16 protein-coding genes and 1 pseudogene are annotated in these 17,045 nt (G+C 64.1%); 7 read left to right on the top strand and 10 right to left on the bottom strand.

The window, feature by feature from the left end; translation table 11 throughout:
* From ACO2Q4_RS22085 to ACO2Q4_RS22070, 4 genes are read left to right on the top strand one after another with little or no spacing between them, the layout of a single operon-like run.
* On the top strand, window positions 1-825 hold the full coding sequence (locus ACO2Q4_RS22085; protein WP_311761358.1) for an ABC transporter permease: 825 nt from the start codon (window positions 1-3) through the stop codon (window positions 823-825).
* Window position 826: 1 nt separating this feature from the next.
* Window positions 827-1,636: an ABC transporter ATP-binding protein gene (locus tag ACO2Q4_RS22080; protein ID WP_423321957.1), complete on the top strand. Its 810-nt coding sequence runs from the start codon at window positions 827-829 to the stop codon at window positions 1,634-1,636.
* Between the two features lie 6 nt (window positions 1,637-1,642).
* Window positions 1,643-2,395 (top strand): ABC transporter permease, encoded by a 753-nt coding sequence (locus ACO2Q4_RS22075; RefSeq protein ID WP_311761356.1) that lies wholly within the window; start codon window positions 1,643-1,645, stop codon window positions 2,393-2,395.
* A complete protein-coding gene (locus ACO2Q4_RS22070; RefSeq protein WP_395135622.1) occupies window positions 2,392-3,102 on the top strand; it encodes a fumarylacetoacetate hydrolase family protein in 711 nt (236 codons plus the stop codon). Before ACO2Q4_RS22075 ends, ACO2Q4_RS22070 begins: the two co-directional genes overlap by 4 nt.
* Before the next feature lie 53 nt (window positions 3,103-3,155).
* Here the strand turns inward: ACO2Q4_RS22070 and ACO2Q4_RS22065 are convergent, their stop codons facing one another.
* From ACO2Q4_RS22065 to araD, 4 genes are all read right to left on the bottom strand, one after another.
* Window positions 3,156-4,217, bottom strand: coding sequence for an Ldh family oxidoreductase (locus tag ACO2Q4_RS22065; RefSeq protein ID WP_423321956.1), 1,062 nt, complete (start codon window positions 4,215-4,217; stop codon window positions 3,156-3,158).
* Between the two features lie 53 nt (window positions 4,218-4,270).
* Entirely contained in the window at window positions 4,271-5,788 is a 1,518-nt protein-coding gene (locus tag ACO2Q4_RS22060) for an ABC transporter substrate-binding protein (protein WP_311761353.1), read from the bottom strand.
* 277 nt (window positions 5,789-6,065) lie between these two features.
* A complete protein-coding gene (locus ACO2Q4_RS22055; RefSeq protein WP_311761352.1) occupies window positions 6,066-6,791 on the bottom strand; it encodes a ribonuclease activity regulator RraA in 726 nt (241 codons plus the stop codon).
* Between the two features lie 7 nt (window positions 6,792-6,798).
* Window positions 6,799-8,532 (bottom strand): L-arabinonate dehydratase, encoded by a 1,734-nt coding sequence (gene araD, locus ACO2Q4_RS22050; RefSeq protein WP_423321955.1) that lies wholly within the window; start codon window positions 8,530-8,532, stop codon window positions 6,799-6,801.
* A gap of 142 nt (window positions 8,533-8,674) precedes the next feature.
* Between araD and ACO2Q4_RS22045 the strand changes: the two genes are divergently transcribed.
* The gene (locus ACO2Q4_RS22045; protein ID WP_395135616.1) at window positions 8,675-9,388 is read left to right on the top strand and encodes a GntR family transcriptional regulator; all 714 of its coding nucleotides are present in this window, start codon (window positions 8,675-8,677) and stop codon (window positions 9,386-9,388) included.
* 14 nt (window positions 9,389-9,402) lie between these two features.
* On the opposite strand, the gene ACO2Q4_RS22040 is transcribed toward ACO2Q4_RS22045, so the two are convergent.
* From ACO2Q4_RS22040 to ACO2Q4_RS22020, 5 genes are all read right to left on the bottom strand, one after another.
* Window positions 9,403-10,341 (bottom strand): 2-hydroxyacid dehydrogenase, encoded by a 939-nt coding sequence (locus ACO2Q4_RS22040; protein ID WP_423321954.1) that lies wholly within the window; start codon window positions 10,339-10,341, stop codon window positions 9,403-9,405.
* Window positions 10,338-11,969 carry an ABC transporter ATP-binding protein gene (locus ACO2Q4_RS22035; protein WP_311761348.1) on the bottom strand — a complete coding sequence of 544 codons (1,632 nt, stop codon included), beginning with the start codon at window positions 11,967-11,969 and terminating at the stop codon, window positions 10,338-10,340. Before ACO2Q4_RS22035 ends, ACO2Q4_RS22040 begins: the two co-directional genes overlap by 4 nt.
* On the bottom strand, window positions 11,962-12,882 hold the full coding sequence (locus ACO2Q4_RS22030) for an ABC transporter permease (protein WP_395135614.1): 921 nt from the start codon (window positions 12,880-12,882) through the stop codon (window positions 11,962-11,964). The genes ACO2Q4_RS22035 and ACO2Q4_RS22030 overlap by 8 nt, the downstream gene beginning before the upstream one ends.
* A gap of 9 nt (window positions 12,883-12,891) precedes the next feature.
* A complete protein-coding gene (locus ACO2Q4_RS22025; protein WP_395135612.1) occupies window positions 12,892-13,806 on the bottom strand; it encodes an ABC transporter permease in 915 nt (304 codons plus the stop codon).
* A 174-nt stretch (window positions 13,807-13,980) separates the two neighbouring features.
* Window positions 13,981-14,841 (bottom strand): DMT family transporter, encoded by an 861-nt coding sequence (locus ACO2Q4_RS22020; protein ID WP_423321953.1) that lies wholly within the window; start codon window positions 14,839-14,841, stop codon window positions 13,981-13,983.
* Window positions 14,842-15,127: 286 nt separating this feature from the next.
* Between ACO2Q4_RS22020 and ACO2Q4_RS22015 the strand changes: the two genes are divergently transcribed.
* Window positions 15,128-16,270, top strand: a complete 1,143-nt coding sequence (locus ACO2Q4_RS22015) for an aminodeoxychorismate synthase component I (protein WP_311761344.1) — start codon at window positions 15,128-15,130, stop codon at window positions 16,268-16,270.
* Window positions 16,228-16,860, top strand: coding sequence for an aminotransferase class IV family protein (locus ACO2Q4_RS22010; protein WP_423321952.1), 633 nt, complete (start codon window positions 16,228-16,230; stop codon window positions 16,858-16,860). Before ACO2Q4_RS22015 ends, ACO2Q4_RS22010 begins: the two co-directional genes overlap by 43 nt.
* Before the next feature lie 39 nt (window positions 16,861-16,899).
* On the opposite strand, the pseudogene glyA reads toward ACO2Q4_RS22010, so the two are convergent.
* Window positions 16,900-17,045, bottom strand: a pseudogene (gene glyA / locus ACO2Q4_RS22005) (serine hydroxymethyltransferase); the annotation flags it as partial.

Genomic DNA, 17,045 nt, shown 5'->3' with positions numbered 1-17,045 from the left:
ATGAGCGTGATGACCGAGGAAAGCAAGGTGGCCGCCCCGGCGGTCACCCCGCGCGAGGCGCTGCGTCTTTTCGCCGAGAACCGGCGTTCCTTCTGGGTTGTACTGTCGCTGGCCTGTCTGTTCGGCGCATGGGAGATCGCGGGCCGCATCCCGATCAGCTTTGCCTTTCCGACCTTCCTCGACACGCTTGCCGCCTTTGTCGAGATGATGCTGGACGGCACGCTGCCCTATGCCTTCTTCCTGACGCTTCAGCCCCTGGTCATGGGCGTCGCCATTTCGGCCGTGCTTGGGATCGCGCTTGGGATCGGGATGGGACTTTCCGACAGGCTGGAATGGCTGCTCGCCCCCGTCTTCATTGTCCTGCAGGCCGCGCCGATGGCCGCGCTGGTTCCGCTGGTGACGTTCATCTATGGCATCGGTCTGACGTCGAAGACGCTGGCGGTCATCATGCTGGCGCTGCCAGTGATCGTGCTGAACTCCTACAAAGCCGTGCGGCACGTCAATCCGTCACTGATCGACATGTGCCGATCCTTTCAGGGCAACAGGCGACAGCAGATCTTCAAGATCATCATCCCCGATGCCGCACCCGTGCTTTTCGCTGGGTTGCGGCTTGGGGTGGCCGCCGGTTTCATCGGGGTGATGTTGGCCGAACTGCTCATCACGCCCACGGGGATCGGCGACCTGATCACCTACCACCGCTCGGTGGCCAATTATGCCCACATGTATGCCTCGGTCGCAGCGATCATCGCGGCCTCAACGCTGACGCTCGCGGGCCTGCAATATGTCGAGACGAACGTCCTGCGCCCCGAAAAGAGGAGGAAATAGGATGGCTGTCGCCGCCCCCGCCCCCGAAGCATTCGACCCTGCACTGGTCGAAACCCGAGATCCGGTCGTCAGGGTCGAAGGAATTTGCAAGCGTTATGGCGCGGTCGAAGCCCTGCGTGACATCGACCTGCAATTTGAACGTGGCAAGCTGACGACCCTGCTCGGGCCATCAGGCTGCGGCAAGACCACGCTGCTGAAGATCATCGCGGGTCTGGTTCCGGCAACATCGGGGCGGATCGTCATCAATGACCGCGCCGTGACCGGGCCGGGGCCGGAACGCGCCTTCGTCTTTCAGGATTTTGCCCTGATGCCCTGGGCCACGGTTCTGCGCAACGTCGCTTTCGGGTTGGAGCTGAAGGGCGTGGCTCAGGCCGAACGGAACCGGATCGCGCGCAACTATATCGAGCAGGTCGGCCTGCAAGGTTTCGAGGACCGCTATCCGCACGAGTTGTCCGGGGGGATGCGCCAACGTGTCGGCATTGCCCGCGCCTTTGCCGTGAATGCCGATGTGCTGCTGCTGGACGAACCGTTCTCGGCGGTGGACGAGCAGAACCGGCGCAAGTTCCAGGAAGATCTGCTGCGGCTGGTCGAACTGGAGGGCAAGACCTTCATCTTCGTCACCCATTCGATCGAAGAAGCGGTCTATGTCTCGGACCGCATCATCCTGCTGTCACCCCGGCCAGGGCGGGTTTCCAACATCATCGACCCCCGCATCGACCGCACCGCGGATCCCGACGATATCCGTCGTGACCCCCGCTATCTCGACGCGGTCCAGGAAATCTGGCAGGGCCTGCGCCACTATGCGGAGTGAAGCAGCATGACCATCTTGGGTTTCCGCATTCCGATGATGGCCTCGCTTCTGGTCTGGGCGCTGGTCTGGGAAATTGTCGGGCGCTTGGACCTTGTCTTCCTGATGCCGCCGATCAGCGCAATCCTTGGTGCGGGCATCGATCTGGTCCAGACCGTCTCATGGCAAAAGGCCACGGTCATCACCATACGTTCGTTCACGATCGGAATGGCGCTGGCCATCGCGGTGGGCGTGCCGGTGGGCATGTTGATGGGCCGGGTGAAGATCATCGACAATATCCTTGGCCTCTGGGTCAACATGTTTGTCAGCGCACCGCTCTCGGCGCTGGTGCCGGTGCTGATGATCCTGTTCGGCATGGGAGAGACGACCATCGTCGTCACCGTCTTCCTGTTCGCGGTCTGGATCATCGTGCTGGACACGCGGGCAGGTGTGATGCAGATCCCGCCCTCGCTGATCGAGATGGCGGCATCCTATGGCGCGTCCCCCGCGACGATCATGCGCAAGATCGTCTTCCTGTCGGCCCTGCCCGAGATCCTGGCCGGCATCCGCATCGGGTTGATCCGCGGCGTCAAGGGCGTCGTGATCGGCCAGATCCTGGTCGCCGTGATCGGCTATGGCGAGCTTTTCGAACTTTACTCCAGAAGCTTCGACATGGAGCGCTTCTGGGCATTGACCTTCGTCCTTTTCGCGGCGGCGATGGTGCTGTCGTCGATCGTGGAACGGGCAGAGAAACGCATTGAATATTACGCAGGAGCAAGATGATGAACGACATGACAACGGTTGGTGACTATGTTTTCGCACCCGCCCCGACGCCCACGATTCCGGTTGCCGGCAGCGACAAGCTTTTTCCCGTGCGCCGCATCTATTGCGTGGGACGGAACTTTGCGGAACACGCGATCGAGATGGGGCACGATCCCGACCGCGAGCCTCCTTTCTTCTTCCAGAAGAACCCCGACGCCATTGTCCCTCCGGGCGGGGACTTCCCCTATCCGACCGAATCCAGTGACGTTCACCACGAGATCGAGTTGGTCGTCGCGCTGAAATCTGGCGGCACGGACATCCCGCTGGACAAGGCTCTGGACTGCGTCTTCGGCTATGGCGTGGGCCTGGACATGACGCGGCGCGATTTGCAGGCGGTATCGAAAAAGATGGGACGCCCGTGGGAGACCGCGAAATCCTTTGAAGCCTCTGCGCCCTGCTCGGCCCTTCATCCGGTTTCCGAGGTCGGGCATCCGGCCGAAGGCTCTGTCGAAGTCGAGGTGAACGGCGAGACGCGGCAGCGCGGCGACCTGAACCAGATGATCTGGAAGGTGCCGGAAATGATCTCGTACCTGTCGCGGCTGTTCGAATTGCAGCCGGGCGACGTGATATTTGCCGGGACGCCCGCGGGCGTCAGCCCCGTGGTTCGGGGGGATCTCATCACCGGCCGGGTCGCCGGTGTCGCGGAAATCTCGGTAAAGGTGGTCTGAAAACGACACGGCCCCCGCAGGACGCAGGGGCCGGTTCGATTATGGTCGTCCCGTCAGGCGGACAGCGGCTGCGGAAGCGGAACGCCAAGCCGCTCGGCGTGGCGGGCCATGCGCGCGATGTCATTCTCGGCAACGGGCACGCCGTCCCGCAGCGCCTCGGCCCGCTTGCGCGTGGCACTATCACCTGGCACCCGGACCGGCCCCTTGTTCCAGGGCGCAGGGGGATTGCTGCGGCAAGCCTCGGCCAGCCAATCCGATTGCTCGGTAAATGCGCCAAGCCCCGCGAAGAAGTCCGGGTCGATCACCTGGATGAAGGCGCTTTGCGCCAGCGGCCCGGGTTGGGCGGTATTGGCCCGCCCCTTGCCCGACAGCCCCTGCCCCAGCAGATCGACGATCAACGCCATCCCATAGCCTTTGTGCCCTTTCAGCGCGCCGCCCAGCGGCATCATGGTGCCGCCGTGCTCGGTAATCTCGCGCGGGTCGTCGGTCGGCTCGCCTTCGGCGGTCAGGCCCCATTTTTCGGGGTAGCGCTCGCCCCGCTTGGCCATAAGCTGCGTCATCGTCGTCGTCGTGATCGAGGCCGAGACATCGACCAGGATCGGATCTCCCGAGGTCGGGAACCCCATGGCGAGCGGGTTGGGCGTCAGCACAGGCTTGGTCCCACCATAGGGCGCGACCCGTGCCGCGGCCGGGTTCGAAACCGAGATCTGCACGATCAATCCCCGATCGGTCGCCTTGCGCATATAGGCTGAAAGCGCGCAGGTATGATGCGAGTTGCGGATCGCGGCACCGACGATGCCGTGGTCACCAACCCGCTCCATTGCCTGCTCGATCGCCTGCGACATCAGCCAGGCACCGGGCAGAAGCCGACCGTCCCAGACGAAACCAGCGCCCTTGTCGGCCACGACCTCATAGTTGCCCTTGCCGTTCAGGCTGCCATCCGCAAGGCATTCCAGATACCAGTGCATCAGTTGCAGACCGTGGGTTTCGTGGCCGATCATGTCGCCCTCAACCAGCACTTCGGCGGTGGCAGAGGCCTTGTCTGCCTCCATCCCGCCCCGGATCAGCAGGGTTTCGGCAAAGCTCAGCAACGCGGCGCGGTCAAATCTGGGCATGGGATCCTCTTGTCAAAGATGCGGGCCGGGAAAGCCCCCGGCCCGCAGATGCGTCACTTGAACTTGATCTGCGAAAGCTGCAGTTCCGAGTTGGTCGCGATGGTCGGCTTGAAGTCGAGGCGCGGCGAGACGCGGGTGAAGCCGACCATGTGGAACATTGGAATGTCCGCGATGATGTCGGTGTTCACCTTGGCGAAAAGCTCCTGCCACAGCTTCGTCCGTTCCTCCCCGGTGGCCGCGGTGGCCTTGGCGATCAGCTCGTCGACGGCCGGGTCGCGCAGCATCGAGTGGCTGCCTTCCGACGCATATTTCACGAAGGCGGTAAACACCGGGTCACCGGTCGCGTTGTCATGCTGGGACTGCGTCAGGGTCGGGCCGGCATCTGCAACGAAGGGCGAGACGAAGTAGTTGTTCCAGACCGAGACGTCATACATGTCGAGCTTCACGTTCAGGCCGACATCCTGAAGCATGGCCATGATCGCTTCCATTGCCTCGGTCGCGTTCGGGTATTGCCCGTTGCGGCCGATGATGCGGATCTGGGTGTCGACGGGAACGCCGTCGGCCTTGGCCTCGGCCACCAGTTCCTTGGCCTTCTCGGGATCGAAGGGCCAGACCGGAACGTCGGGGTTGTAGCCGATGGTCGTCGGCACAACCAAGTGCGTCGCGATCTGGGCATCCGCCGGGAACAGCGTGCCCACCATCGCCTCGCGGTCGATGGCAAGGTTCATCGCCTCGCGGATGCGGCGGTCATTGGTCGGCGCGACGCGGGTATCGATGCGCAGCGAGGTGGTTTCCGAGTTCGGATAGGAGAAATCGGTTTCCTTGTTGTTCGCATCCTGCAGCGCGATCGAGGGCACAATATCGGCCTCGCCCGCCTCGACCATCGCAGCAGCGACGGCGCTGTCGGAACGGAACAGATACGTCGCCTTCTCGACTTGCGGCTGCTCGCCCCAGTAATCGGGATTGCGGCTTACGGTGATCGATTGCCCGACCTGCCAGTCGCTGAAGACATAGGGACCGGTACCCACGGGCTTGCGGTCGAATTCGTCCGGGGGCGTGGTCGCCGCCGACTGCACCGGCATCACTGTCATCAGCAGCGGCAGGATCGGTTGCGGCGGGTTGGTGGTGATGCGGATGGTGTTGTCGTCGGGAATTTCAAAGCTGAACTCGGTCCCGCCGAAATACTTGCCTCCGGTCTCGCAGGACAGCTTCGGGTTCTTGTTCCGCTCGATGGTGAACTGAACGTCCTTGGCCGTCAGGGGGGTGCCGTCATGCCATTTGACGCCGGGCCGCAGCTTGAATTCCCAGGTGTCGTTGTCGACCTGGCTCCATTCGGTCGCAAGGCGCGGCTTCAGCCCGCCATTCACGTAATCGAACTCGACCAGCATCTCGTTCACGTTTTCCGAGATGACTCGGCCCACGTCCTGGCGGGCGGCCATGCAGGGTTCGACGACATCGACGGTTTCGGCCAGGACCACGGTGACATCATTGCCCTGCTGGGCGAAGGCGGGGCTGAGGCCCGCGGCAAGGATCGTGCCCGAAAGCCAGAAGGCGGCCTTGTGGATGGTCATGCTATTCCTCCCTATGGGCCCCGGCTGCGGGGCGATTGGCGCCGGGGGCGGCTCCTCAACCGTGTGATTCCCCGGACTGCTGCATTTATCTTATACGCATGAACGCTAATATTTCAATTAACGGTTCTGCGACGTTTCTTGTCTGAGCGGGAAAGCGACCGGCGAAATCCGCTAAGCAAGAGGCCGGTCCGGAGGCCTCCGGTACCTGTCAACCCTGCGGTCCGGCCTGATGACCGGGCCGCCAGGGAAGGCTGCGGCCCGGTCAGGGCGCCCGACGTTACCGGCCGGTCCGGGCGCGCCACTCTTCGTATTTCTTCTGGTTTTCGTCCTTGGTGCAGGGATAAAGGCCGATGATGGCGGCGCCATCCTTCACCTGCTCCAGCACGAAATCCTCAAAGCTTTCCATGCCGGTGCATTCATCGGCGATCTCGTCGGCCAGATGCGCGGGGATCACCATCACGCCGTCCTTGTCGCCAACGATCACATCGCCCGGAAAGACCGGCGCGTCACCGCAGGAAATCGGGACATTGATGTCCAGCGCCTCGTGGAGGGTCAGGTTCGTGGGCGCCGAGGATTTGGCGAAATAGGCCGGCATGTCCAGCTTGCCGATACCTTCCGCGTCGCGCATCCCCGCATCGGTAACGACACCCGCCGCACCGCGCAGCGCCAGCCGGGTGATCAGGATCGAGCCGGCGGTCGCCGCGCGTGCATCCTTGCGCCCGTCCATCACCAGCACATGTCCTGCCGGGCAAGTCTCGATCGCGACGCGCTGCGGGTGATCGGGATTGCGGAACACGGTGATCGGGTTGCGGTCCTCGCGCGCAGGGATATAGCGCAGCGTGAAGGCCGGGCCGACCATATTCTCATCCTTGGGCGAGACCGGGCCGACGCCCTGGATGAACTGGTTGCGCAGGCCACGCTTGAACAGTGCCGTGGCGACCGAGGCGGTCGAGACCTTCTTCAGTTTCGCGCGGGTCGCGTCCGAAAGGCTGTGCTCTGTCATGGGATCCTCAGAAAATGTCGGGTTCGCCGGCAGTGCGGCCGAAATCCGATTGCAGGAAGTCGAAGTCGCAGCCCTGGTCGGCCTGCGTGACGTGGCGCTGGAACATCCAGCCGTAACCGCGGTCGAAGCGCGGCTCGGGCGCCTGCCAGGCGGCACGGCGCGTGGCCAGCTCATCCTCGGTCACCAGCATGTCGAGCGTCCGGTTCGGCAGGTCCAGCCGCACGATATCGCCGGTCCGCAGCAACGCCAGCGGCCCGCCGACATAGCTTTCCGGAGCGACGTGCAGCACGCAGGCGCCATATGACGTCCCCGACATCCGCGCGTCCGAAATCCGCAGCATGTCGCGATGCCCCTGCTTGATCAGGGCCTTGGGGATCGGCAGCATTCCCCATTCCGGAAAGCCCGGCCCGCCTTGCGGCCCCGCATTGCGCAGGACCATCACCGTGTCGGGCGTCACGTCCAGATGCTCGTCGTCGATCGCCTTCTTCATCTCGGGGTAGCTGTCAAAGACCAGCGCGGGCCCCTGATGGACATGGTATTTCGGGTCGCAGGCAGCGGGCTTGATGACCGCGCCATCCGGGCACAGGTTGCCCCGCAAGACCGCAAGCGAGCCTTCGGCATAGACCGGGTTGGACAAGGGCCGGATGACGTCGTCGTTATAGACCTGCGCGCCTTCCAGGTTCTCGCCCATGGTCTTGCCCGTGACGGTCAAGCAGGACAGGTCCAGCCGATCCTCGATCTGCTTCATCAGCGCACGGAGGCCCCCGGCATAGTAGAAGTCCTCCATCAGGTAGTCCTTGCCCGCAGGCCGCACATTGGCGATCAGCGGCGTGATGCGTCCCAGCGCATCAAGGTCATCCAGCGTCAGGTCGACGCCAGCGCGCCGCGCCATCGCGATCAGGTGGACGACGGCATTGGTCGAACAGCCCGTCGCCATCGCCACCACCGCGGCGTTGCGGCATGCGGCCTCGGTAATGATCCGGTCGGGCGTCAGGTCTTCCCACACCATATCCACGATGCGGCGCCCGCAATCGGCGCCCATGCGTTGGTGGTTGCTGTCCACCGCCGGGATCGAGGACGCGCCAGGCAGCGTGATCCCCATCGCGTCGGCGATCGCCGTCATGGTCGAGGCCGTGCCCATCGTCATGCAGACCCCGGCCGAACGCGCGATGCCGCCTTCGACCCCCTGCCATTCCTTGTCCGAGATGTTCCCGGCGCGGCGTTCGTCCCAGTATTTCCAGGCGTCCGAGCCCGAGCCAAGAATCTTGCCCGCGTAATTGCCGCGCAGCATCGGGCCCGCAGGCAGATAGATCATCGGCACACCGGCCGAAATCGCGCCCATGACCAGCCCCGGCGTGGTCTTGTCACAACCGCCCATCAGCACCACACCGTCCAGCGGGTGGCTGCGGATCATCTCTTCGGTCTCCATCGCCAACATGTTGCGATAAAGCATCGAGGTCGGCTTGGTGAAGCTTTCGTCCACGGAAAGCGAGGGCATCTCGACCGGTAAGCCGCCCCCTTGCAGCACGCCGCGCGCGACGTCCTTGGCGCGTTCGCGGAAATGCGAATGGCAGGTGTTCAGTTCCGACCAGGTATTCAGGATCCCGATGACCGGTTTGTCCCGGAAATCCGCCTCGGAATAGCCGAGCTGCATCATGCGCGAGCGGTGCCCGAAGCTGCGCAGGTCGTCGGGCGCAAACCACCGGGCAGAACGAAGCTCGCTGGGTGTCTTGGCTGCCATTTTCCCTCCTTCCGCGCCAGAATCATGATGGCGCGCTCCTCATTCATACTAATATTTTAGTTGCCCTCCTATATCAACGGCTATTTGAATTCTTGTATATCAGCCTGTCCTCGCCTAGAATTTTGTTGCAAAGGACCACGCCATGAACTCTTCGCTCGCCTCGACCTTCGGCTTTTCCGAACCTCATGCGGGGACGCTCGCAGGCGGAACGGTTCAGCGTGTCTATGACGACCTGCGGCGACGGATCATCTCGCTGCAATTGCCGCCGGACACCACGCTGACGCGGTCCGACCTGACCGAGACCTATGAGGTCAGCCAGACACCGATCCGCGAAGCGATGCAGCTTCTCAAGCAGGAAGGTCTGGTCCGCATCTATCCCCAGTCGCGCACGGTTGTGACGCGGATCGACATTCCCCAGATCCACGAGGCGCATTTCCTGCGCGTGGCGCTGGAAACCGAGGTCGTGCGCAGGCTTGCGGACACGGACAATGCGACGGTGGTGAACCGCTCGCGCACGCTGATCCGCATGCAGCAAGCGGTCGCCGACGATCCCGAGCAGCTGGTGGTGTTTCAGGAACTGGACGAGCTTTTCCACCAGACCCTCTTCGCCGGGGTCGACCGCAGCGGGCTGCACATGCTGGTGCGCGGCAGGTCCGGCCATCTTGACCGCATCCGTCGCCTGCATCTGCCCGAAAAGGGCAAGGCGCAGGGCACCATCGCCGGTCACGTGGCGATCGTCGATGCGCTTGCCGATCGTTCGGCACGGGGTGCGGTCGATGCGATGCGCGACCACCTGAGCCGCACGATCGCCAAGATCGAAGACCTGCGCCAGCTCTATCCGGACTATTTCGCCTGAACTGGCGCAGGTGATCAGTTGACCGGCGTCAGCAGCGGCTGGCCGGCAAAGAAAGCATCCACGTTGTCCAGCGCCATGCGCGCCATGCGGTCGCGGGTCTCGACCGTGCCACTCGCGTGATGCGGATACAGGATGACGTTCGACAATGCCGCCAGCGCCGGGTCGGGGGTTGGCTCGTTCAGGTAGACGTCGATCCCGGCCGAGCCAAGCTTGCCGCCTTGCAGGGCTGCAATCAGTGCCGGTTCGTCAACCACGGTGCCACGCGCCACATTGACGAGCGTGCCGTCTGGCCCGAGCGCGCGGATGACCTCGGCCGAAACCAGCCCCTCGGTCCCTGCCCCGCCCGGAGTCGCCACGATCAGGATATCCGCCCAGTCGGCCAGCCGGACCAGATCGTCGAAGAAGCGGTAGTCGACGGGTTTGCGGCTGCGTCCGAAATAGCCGATCTCATGCCCCAACGCCTCGCAGCGCCGGGCGATCGAATGGCCGATATTGCCCAGCCCGACAATCCCGGTGCGCCGCCCGACGGTCGAGGGGGTCAGCGGGAACATGCCCTTGCGCCCCCATTCGCCGGAACGGACATAGGCATCCGCCTCGACCAGCCGCCGCTGACAGGCGAGTGCCAGCAGGACGGCCATGTTCGCCACCTCGTCGACCAGCGCATCCGAAGTGTTGGTCAGCGCGATACCTCGGCGCGTCATCTCGACCAGATCCATCTGGTCGAACCCCGCCGATGAGCACGCGGCCAGCCGCAACGCGGGCAGCCGGTCCAGCAGCGCCTTGTCCACGGTGACATGCCCGTTGACGACCATCGCCGTGCAGACCGGCCCCGCCTTTTCCAACAGGGCATCACGGTCGTCGGCCTGATCCAGGCGATGCAGCGTATAGCGCTGGCCAAGCTCCTCCATGAACGGGGAACGCAGGGGATAGGCGACCAGAACGTCGGGCTTCATGCAGGGACTCTTTCAGTTTCTTCGCGGGATTGACGGCGGGCGGCTTGAACCTCGGGATCGGGGTCAAGGCTGGCTGACAGCAGGGCCTGGGTATAGGGCTGGCGGGGCGCCTCGAAGATCTGTCGCACCGGCCCTTCCTCGACGATGGTGCCGGATTTCATCACGATGACGCGGTCCGCGAAATCGCGCACAACCGGCAGGTCATGGGCGATGAACAGATAGGACAGGCCGAATTCGCGCCGAAGCCCGTCCAGCAACTGGATCACCTGCGCCTGGATGGACACGTCCAGCGCCGAAACCGCCTCGTCGCAGACGATCAGCTTGGGCTCCATCGCCAGCGCGCGGGCAATGGCGATGCGCTGGCGCTGCCCACCCGAGAACTGGTGCGGATAGCGTCTTGCGTGATCGGGATGCAGTCCGACCTTGGTCAGCAGTTCGGCCACGCGTTCCTTCCAGCGGGCTTTCGGCAGGATGTCGGGATGGATAACCCACGCTTCCGAGATCAGCTGGAACACGGTCATGCGCGGGTTCAGCGATTGCGTGGGATCCTGGAACACCATCTGCAGATCGCGGCGCAACCCAAAAATCTCGCGCGGGGACATGCGCATCAGGTCTTGTCCACGATACAGGATCTGGCCCTGATCGGGGTCGTCCAAGCGCAGGATCGCTCGCGCCAGCGTGGATTTTCCCGACCCGGATTCACCCACCACCGCCACCGTCTCGCCCGGCATGATGGTCAGGTCGACGCCCTTCAGCGCATGGAAGGCCCCGTAATGCTTGTGCAGCCCGACCGCGCGCAGCAGGGGCTGCCCCGAGCGGTCGCGTTCGTCCGGCATCTCTCCCTTGCCGGGGGCCGCGTCGATCAGCTTGCGCGTATAGGGGTTCTTGGGGTTGCGATAGACTTCAAGCGCATTGCCCGTTTCGACGATACAGCCCGAATTCATCACCACGACGCGGTCCGCGATCTCGGCCACGACGCCAAGGTCATGGGTGATGATCAGGATCCCCATGCCGGTTTCGTCCTGAAGCTCGCTCAGCAGTTCCAGCACCTGCGCCTGGACGGTGACATCAAGCGCGGTGGTCGGCTCGTCCGCGATCAGGATATCGGGCTTGCAGGCCAGCGCCATCGCGATCATCAGCCGCTGGCGCTGCCCGCCCGAGAACTGGTGCGGATATTTCGCCATCGCCAGTTCGGCTTCGGGAATGCCGACGCGGCGCAGCAGCTCCAACGCGCGGGCCTGAGCCTTGTCACGCGCACCGCCATGCGTCGTCACCATCTCGGCGATCTGCCAGCCGACGGTATAGACCGGATTCAGATGCGCCAGTGGATCCTGAAAGATCATCGCGATCTTGGCACCGTTGATCTGGCGGCGCTGCTCGTCTGTCATCTTCAGCATGTCGCGGCCGTTCAGCAGGATCTGGCCGCTGGTGATCCGTCCGGGGGGCATGTCGATCAGGTTCATCACCGCCGAGGCAGACACCGATTTTCCCGATCCGCTTTCGCCCAGGATCGCCAGCGTCTCGCCCCGGTCCAGATGCCAGCTGACATTCTGGACCGCCTTCACCGTGCCCGCGGCGGTGTGGAATTCGACCGAGAGGTCGCGGACTTCCAACAGGTGCTCAGCCATTCTTGCGGCCCCTCATCTCCAGCCGCCAGCGTTGGGCGGGGTCCAGCGCAATGCGCAACCAGTTCGACAGCAGGTTCAGCGACAGGGTGGTCAGGATGATCGCAAGGCCCGGCCAGAAGGACAGCCACCACGCCGTCGTCAGGTATTGCCGACCCTGGCTGACCATCAGGCCCCAGGTGATCTCAGGCGCCTGAATGCCGATCCCCAGGAATGAAAGCGAGCTTTCGGCGAGCATGACGAAGGCGAAGTCGAGCGTGGCAATGGTCACCAGCGTCGGCAGCACCACCGGCAGGATATGGCGGAACACGATACGCCGGTCGGAGGCGCCCATCACCTTCGCGGCCTGCACGAACATCCGCTCGCGGATCTCCAGCACCTCGGCGCGGGTCGTCCGCAGATAGACGGGGATGCGCGTGATCGCCAGAACCAGCACGATATTCCCGACAGAAGGCTCCAGCATGTAAAGCACGATCACCGCCAGCAGCAGCGACGGGAACGACATGATGACGTCGCCCAGCCGCATGATCCATTGCGCGGCGCGCTTGCGGCTGTAGCCGGCGATCAGGCCAAGCCCGCAGCCGATCACCGCCGAGCCAAGTACCGCGCCTGCCGCGACCATGATGGTGTTCTGCGCTGCAACGACGATGCGGGCCAGCAGCGGTCGGCCAAGCGCGTCGGCCCCCAGCACATAGGCCCAGCCCCGGCTGAGATCGAAGGGCATGGCATTGCGGCCACGCAGGTTCTGCTTGGTCGCCAGCGTCTCCATCAGCAGGGGGCCGAACAGCGCGCACAGCACCACGATCAGCAGGAACAACGCCGCGAAGAAGGCCAGCTTGTCGGCCCAGAGCATCGAGATCCAGCGCGAGAAAGCACCGCGTTCCTTGGATTCGGTCAAAGTCTGTGTTTCTGACATGGACATCGCTCAATACCGGATGCGGGGATCGAGCGCGGCATAGGCCAGGTCGATCAGCAAGTTCATGATGAAGATCGCCAGCGCCGAAACCATGATCGCGGCCAGCACCACCGAGAAGTCGCGCAGCAGGATCGAATCGATCATCAGCTTGCCGATGCCGGGAAAGCCGAAGATCGTCTCGATCACCACGGCGCCGTTCAGGATCGCCGCCGCCTGATCGCCGATCACGGTGATGACCGGCAGCATCGCATTGCGCAGGGCGTGCACAAAGATGATCGGCCGCGTGCGCACGCCCTTGGCCTTCGCCGTCTTGACATAGGCCGAGGACAGCACCGTGATCATCGAGCCGCGCACGACCTGCAGGATCAGGCCGAAGGGACGGATGAACAGCACCGCGACCGGCAGCACCCAATGCAGCGCCGTTCCCGTCCCGGATGTCGGCAGCCAGTGCAGGTTCACGGCGAAAATGACGATCGCGACGATTGCGATCCAGAAATCGGGCGCCGAGGCCCCGATCAGCGAAAAGAAGGTCGCGATCCTGTCGAACACCCCCCCGACCTTGAACGCGGCCAGCGAGCCAATGACGATGGCCGCGACCGTAACGAGGCTCATGGTGATGAAGGCCAGCCACAGGGTCCAGGTGAAGGCTTGCAGCACGACGTCCATCGCCGGCCGCGCCTGTCGGATCGAGTCGCCGAAATCCCCGCGCACCAAGTCGCCGACATAGCGGCCGAACTGCACGACGAGCGGATCATTGAAGCCGTGCAATTCCCGGAACTGGTCGCGCATCTCGGTCGTCGCGTCCAGCGGCAGGTATAGGTTCGTCGGATCGCCGGTCAGGCGCGACAGGAAAAACACCAGGATCACAAGCCCGACCAGCGACACCCCGCTGGCCAATGCTCGTTTGCCGATGAATGAATTCATGGGGCACCCTCCTCCCTTCGGGTGGCGGCGGTCCCTTGCAGGAGCCGCCTCCGCTTTTGCGGCATCGCCTTTCGGCTCTGTGGCAGCGAAGAGCGCCCTCCGTCGCTCTTCAGCGGGGTCCCGAATCGGAACCCGTTATGTGATATATTAGTATATCTAGAATTCTTGTGAACCTTATTTCTCGCGCTTCGGCTCGCGCCCGCCGATGCTGCCGATCAGGGTTGCAAGGACGATCACCGCCGCCCCTGCCCAGGTGGTCCAGGCGGGAAGCTGATCGAAGAACAGAAATGCCAGTACCGCCACCACCGGCAGGCGCAGAAAATCGAACGGCGCCAGGAACGAGGCCTCGGCCAGCGAAAAGGCGCGCGTGACCAGCGACATGTTGGCGGCCCCCAGCACCCCTTGCAGGACCAGCAGCAGAAGTTGCGTCGATGTCGGCATCTGCCAGACCGGCAGGGCTGCCACCAGTCCCAGCGGCACCATCGCAAGCAGGTTCCAGGCAACCAGTCTTTCGGCGGTGTCGTGGCGGGTCATTCCGCGCAGGACCAGCTGGATCGTCGCGGTCAGCATCGCCCCAGCCAGCGCGCAAAGCAGCCAGGGATCGAACCCGGCCGCGCCGGGACGGATCAGCACCAGGATGCCCAGAAATCCAATCGCTACGGCAGCGATGCGCGCAGGACCGATCTTTTCGCCCAGGAAAAGCACGGCCCCCAGGGTCAGAAAGATCGGAGCGGTAAAGGTGATCGCGGTCGCATCGGCCAGCGGCGCATGGGTAAAAGCCAGGAACAGCGACACAAGCGAGGCCTGTTTCAGCGCCGCGCGCAGCACATGCAATCCGCGATAGGGCGAGGCGCGCAGATCCACCCGCCGCAGAATCCAGGGCAGGACCGCGATCAGGCCGAACAAGGCGCGAAAGAAGGCGATCATGAATGGATGGACTCCGCCCGCCAGCGTCCGCACGATCACGGCATCCAGCCCCGCCAGAACGGTCGCGAGCAGGATCGCCAGAACCGCCATCCTGCGCTGTCCCGCCATTTCAGATGCTCCCGTCATGCTGTGCGGCATGACCGTCGCGGCAAACCCGGCAAGACGGATTTGAAGCCGGCAGGGCAGCGCGGGCAAGCCTCGCCAGGTTCTGGATGTTCATGCCGTCTCCTCGCATCGCGCCTTGCATCGGCGATGTCGTCACGGCGCGAGGTCAAGTTACACTAAAATACTAGTGCGTCAATTGATTGATCCAAAGGCCCATCGGCGGCGCTTGAAAAGCAGGTGCTTCCGGTGGGATAAGCGCATTTCGGGGCAAACGAGATCGGGAACGGCGATGATCCTTGTGGAAAACGGGCCTGAAGGCCGGCCCGCGATCTTTCGGGACGCCGACCGGCTGATCCTGGCCGAAACCCCTGACGAAGTTCTGCCAGCGCTTGAGGAACTGGACCGCGCCCATGCCGAAGGCGCGTGGATCGCCGGATGGGCCGGGTATGAGGCTGGGATGGCGCTGGAATCGCGCCTGCGCCCGCTGCTGCGCCAGCCACAGGATGAACCCTTGCTGGCTTTCGGCGTCTATCGACAGCCCCTGTCCGCGCGGGAATTCCATACCCAGGCAGACGCTCAGGCTGCCGGGGTCCGCATTGCCCCTTTTCAGCCGTTGATCGGCCAGCAGGAGTATCGGGCCAGCTTTGCCCGCCTTGCCGATTATATCGCGCAGGGCGACTGTTATCAGGTGAACCTGACATTCCCGATGCAGGGCCAGCTTTTGCAGGGCAGCGCAGCGGGGCTTTACGGCGCTCTGGCCCGCGTCCAGCCGGTCGGGCACGGCGCATTTGTCGATCTGGGTCGTGGACCCGCGATCCTGTCGCGCTCACCCGAGTTATTCTTTGCGCTGGATGCCGACGGCATGATCGAGACCCGGCCGATGAAGGGCACGGCCCCCCGCGACCCCGACCCGGCGCGCGATCATGCCTTGGCCCGCGCGCTGGCCGCAGATGAAAAGACCCGCGCCGAAAACCTGATGATCGTGGACCTGCTGCGGAATGATATCGCGCGCATCGCCCGTGTGGGCTCGGTGCGCGTCACCGAGCTGTTCCACGTCCAGACCCTGCGGACCGTCCATCAGATGACCTCGCGCATCATCGGCCAGTTGAGTGAAAGACCACGCCTGTCAGCCCTGATGCAGGCGCTGTTTCCCTGCGGGTCCGTCACCGGTGCCCCAAAGATCCGCGCGATGGAAATCATTGCCGAGTTGGAACCACATGCGCGGAGCGTCTATTGCGGCTCGATCGGATGGATGGCGCCGGATGGCCGCGCGGCCTTCAACGTCGCGATCCGCACGCTGCGGCTGTTCGACGACGGCCGGCTGATGGTGAACGTGGGTGGTGGCGTGATCCACGATTCCACCGCCGATGGTGAATGGGAGGAGGCGCTATGGAAGGCGCGCTTCGCGGATCCGGCCCGGATCTGCGGCTGATCGAGACGTTGCTGTGGGACGGCCGTGATCTGTCCCACCTGCCCCGGCACCTTGAGCGGTTGGCCGCCTCGGCCGCGCGTCTCGGCTGGCGTTGCGATTTGCAAGGGGCGCGTGCGGCACTTCTGGCGGCGACGCCGGATGGTCCGGCGCGGATGCGCTTGACGATGGACGAAACCGGCCGGATGGAGGTCGTCGCCGCCAACTTGCCCCCGGCGCTGACGGTTTGGCGGGTCGCCCTGTCGGACCGGCACCTCTATTCCGGCGATCCCTGGTTGCGGGTCAAGTCGACGCGCCGACCCGTTCATGACGCCGCGCGGGCCGCGTTGCCCGCCGGGATCGACGAATTCCTTTTGGCAAACGAACGGGACGAGGTCTGCGAAGGCACGATCACGAATGTCTTCTTCGATCTCGGCCAGGGCATGCGCACGCCACCCCTGCATTGCGGGCTGCTGCCGGGCACGCTTCGCGCGGAATTGCTGGAAACCGGCCAATGTGCCGAGGCGATCCTGCCACGCGCGGATCTGGCCCGCGCCCGGCTGTGGATTGGAAATTCGCTGCGCGGTCTCGTCCCCGCCCAGCTTGCCGGATGACGCAGCGCGGGCTTTTATAGTCCCGCGCTGCGGTTTTGTTCACATGCCCTGGTAGAGGGGGAAGCGGGCGCAAAGGGCCTCGACCTCGGCCTTGACCTTGGCTTCGACCTCGGCATTGCCGGTCTCGCCATTGGCGGCAAGGCCGTCGACGACCTCGACGATCCAGCGGGCGATCTGGCGGAACT

The organism is Paracoccus sp. KR1-242, assembly GCF_049446195.1.
In the GTDB taxonomy this organism is placed as follows: Bacteria; Pseudomonadota; Alphaproteobacteria; order Rhodobacterales; family Rhodobacteraceae; genus Paracoccus; species Paracoccus broussonetiae.
Note: the sequence above shows the minus strand (reverse complement) of the source record. Positions and strands in the feature narration are given on the sequence as shown.

Coding starts and splice junctions, on each gene's coding strand:
- ACO2Q4_RS22085 (WP_311761358.1), top strand. CDS start 1: ATGAGCGTGATGACCGAGGAAAGCAAGGTGGCCGCCCCGGCGGTCACC.
- ACO2Q4_RS22080 (WP_423321957.1), top strand. CDS start 827: ATGGCTGTCGCCGCCCCCGCCCCCGAAGCATTCGACCCTGCACTGGTC.
- ACO2Q4_RS22075 (WP_311761356.1), top strand. CDS start 1,643: ATGACCATCTTGGGTTTCCGCATTCCGATGATGGCCTCGCTTCTGGTC.
- ACO2Q4_RS22070 (WP_395135622.1), top strand. CDS start 2,392: ATGATGAACGACATGACAACGGTTGGTGACTATGTTTTCGCACCCGCC.
- ACO2Q4_RS22065 (WP_423321956.1), bottom strand. CDS start 4,217: ATGCCCAGATTTGACCGCGCCGCGTTGCTGAGCTTTGCCGAAACCCTG.
- ACO2Q4_RS22060 (WP_311761353.1), bottom strand. CDS start 5,788: ATGACCATCCACAAGGCCGCCTTCTGGCTTTCGGGCACGATCCTTGCC.
- ACO2Q4_RS22055 (WP_311761352.1), bottom strand. CDS start 6,791: ATGACAGAGCACAGCCTTTCGGACGCGACCCGCGCGAAACTGAAGAAG.
- araD (WP_423321955.1), bottom strand. CDS start 8,532: ATGGCAGCCAAGACACCCAGCGAGCTTCGTTCTGCCCGGTGGTTTGCG.
- ACO2Q4_RS22045 (WP_395135616.1), top strand. CDS start 8,675: ATGAACTCTTCGCTCGCCTCGACCTTCGGCTTTTCCGAACCTCATGCG.
- ACO2Q4_RS22040 (WP_423321954.1), bottom strand. CDS start 10,341: ATGAAGCCCGACGTTCTGGTCGCCTATCCCCTGCGTTCCCCGTTCATG.
- ACO2Q4_RS22035 (WP_311761348.1), bottom strand. CDS start 11,969: ATGGCTGAGCACCTGTTGGAAGTCCGCGACCTCTCGGTCGAATTCCAC.
- ACO2Q4_RS22030 (WP_395135614.1), bottom strand. CDS start 12,882: ATGTCAGAAACACAGACTTTGACCGAATCCAAGGAACGCGGTGCTTTC.
- ACO2Q4_RS22025 (WP_395135612.1), bottom strand. CDS start 13,806: ATGAATTCATTCATCGGCAAACGAGCATTGGCCAGCGGGGTGTCGCTG.
- ACO2Q4_RS22020 (WP_423321953.1), bottom strand. CDS start 14,841: ATGGCGGGACAGCGCAGGATGGCGGTTCTGGCGATCCTGCTCGCGACC.
- ACO2Q4_RS22015 (WP_311761344.1), top strand. CDS start 15,128: ATGATCCTTGTGGAAAACGGGCCTGAAGGCCGGCCCGCGATCTTTCGG.
- ACO2Q4_RS22010 (WP_423321952.1), top strand. CDS start 16,228: ATGGAAGGCGCGCTTCGCGGATCCGGCCCGGATCTGCGGCTGATCGAG.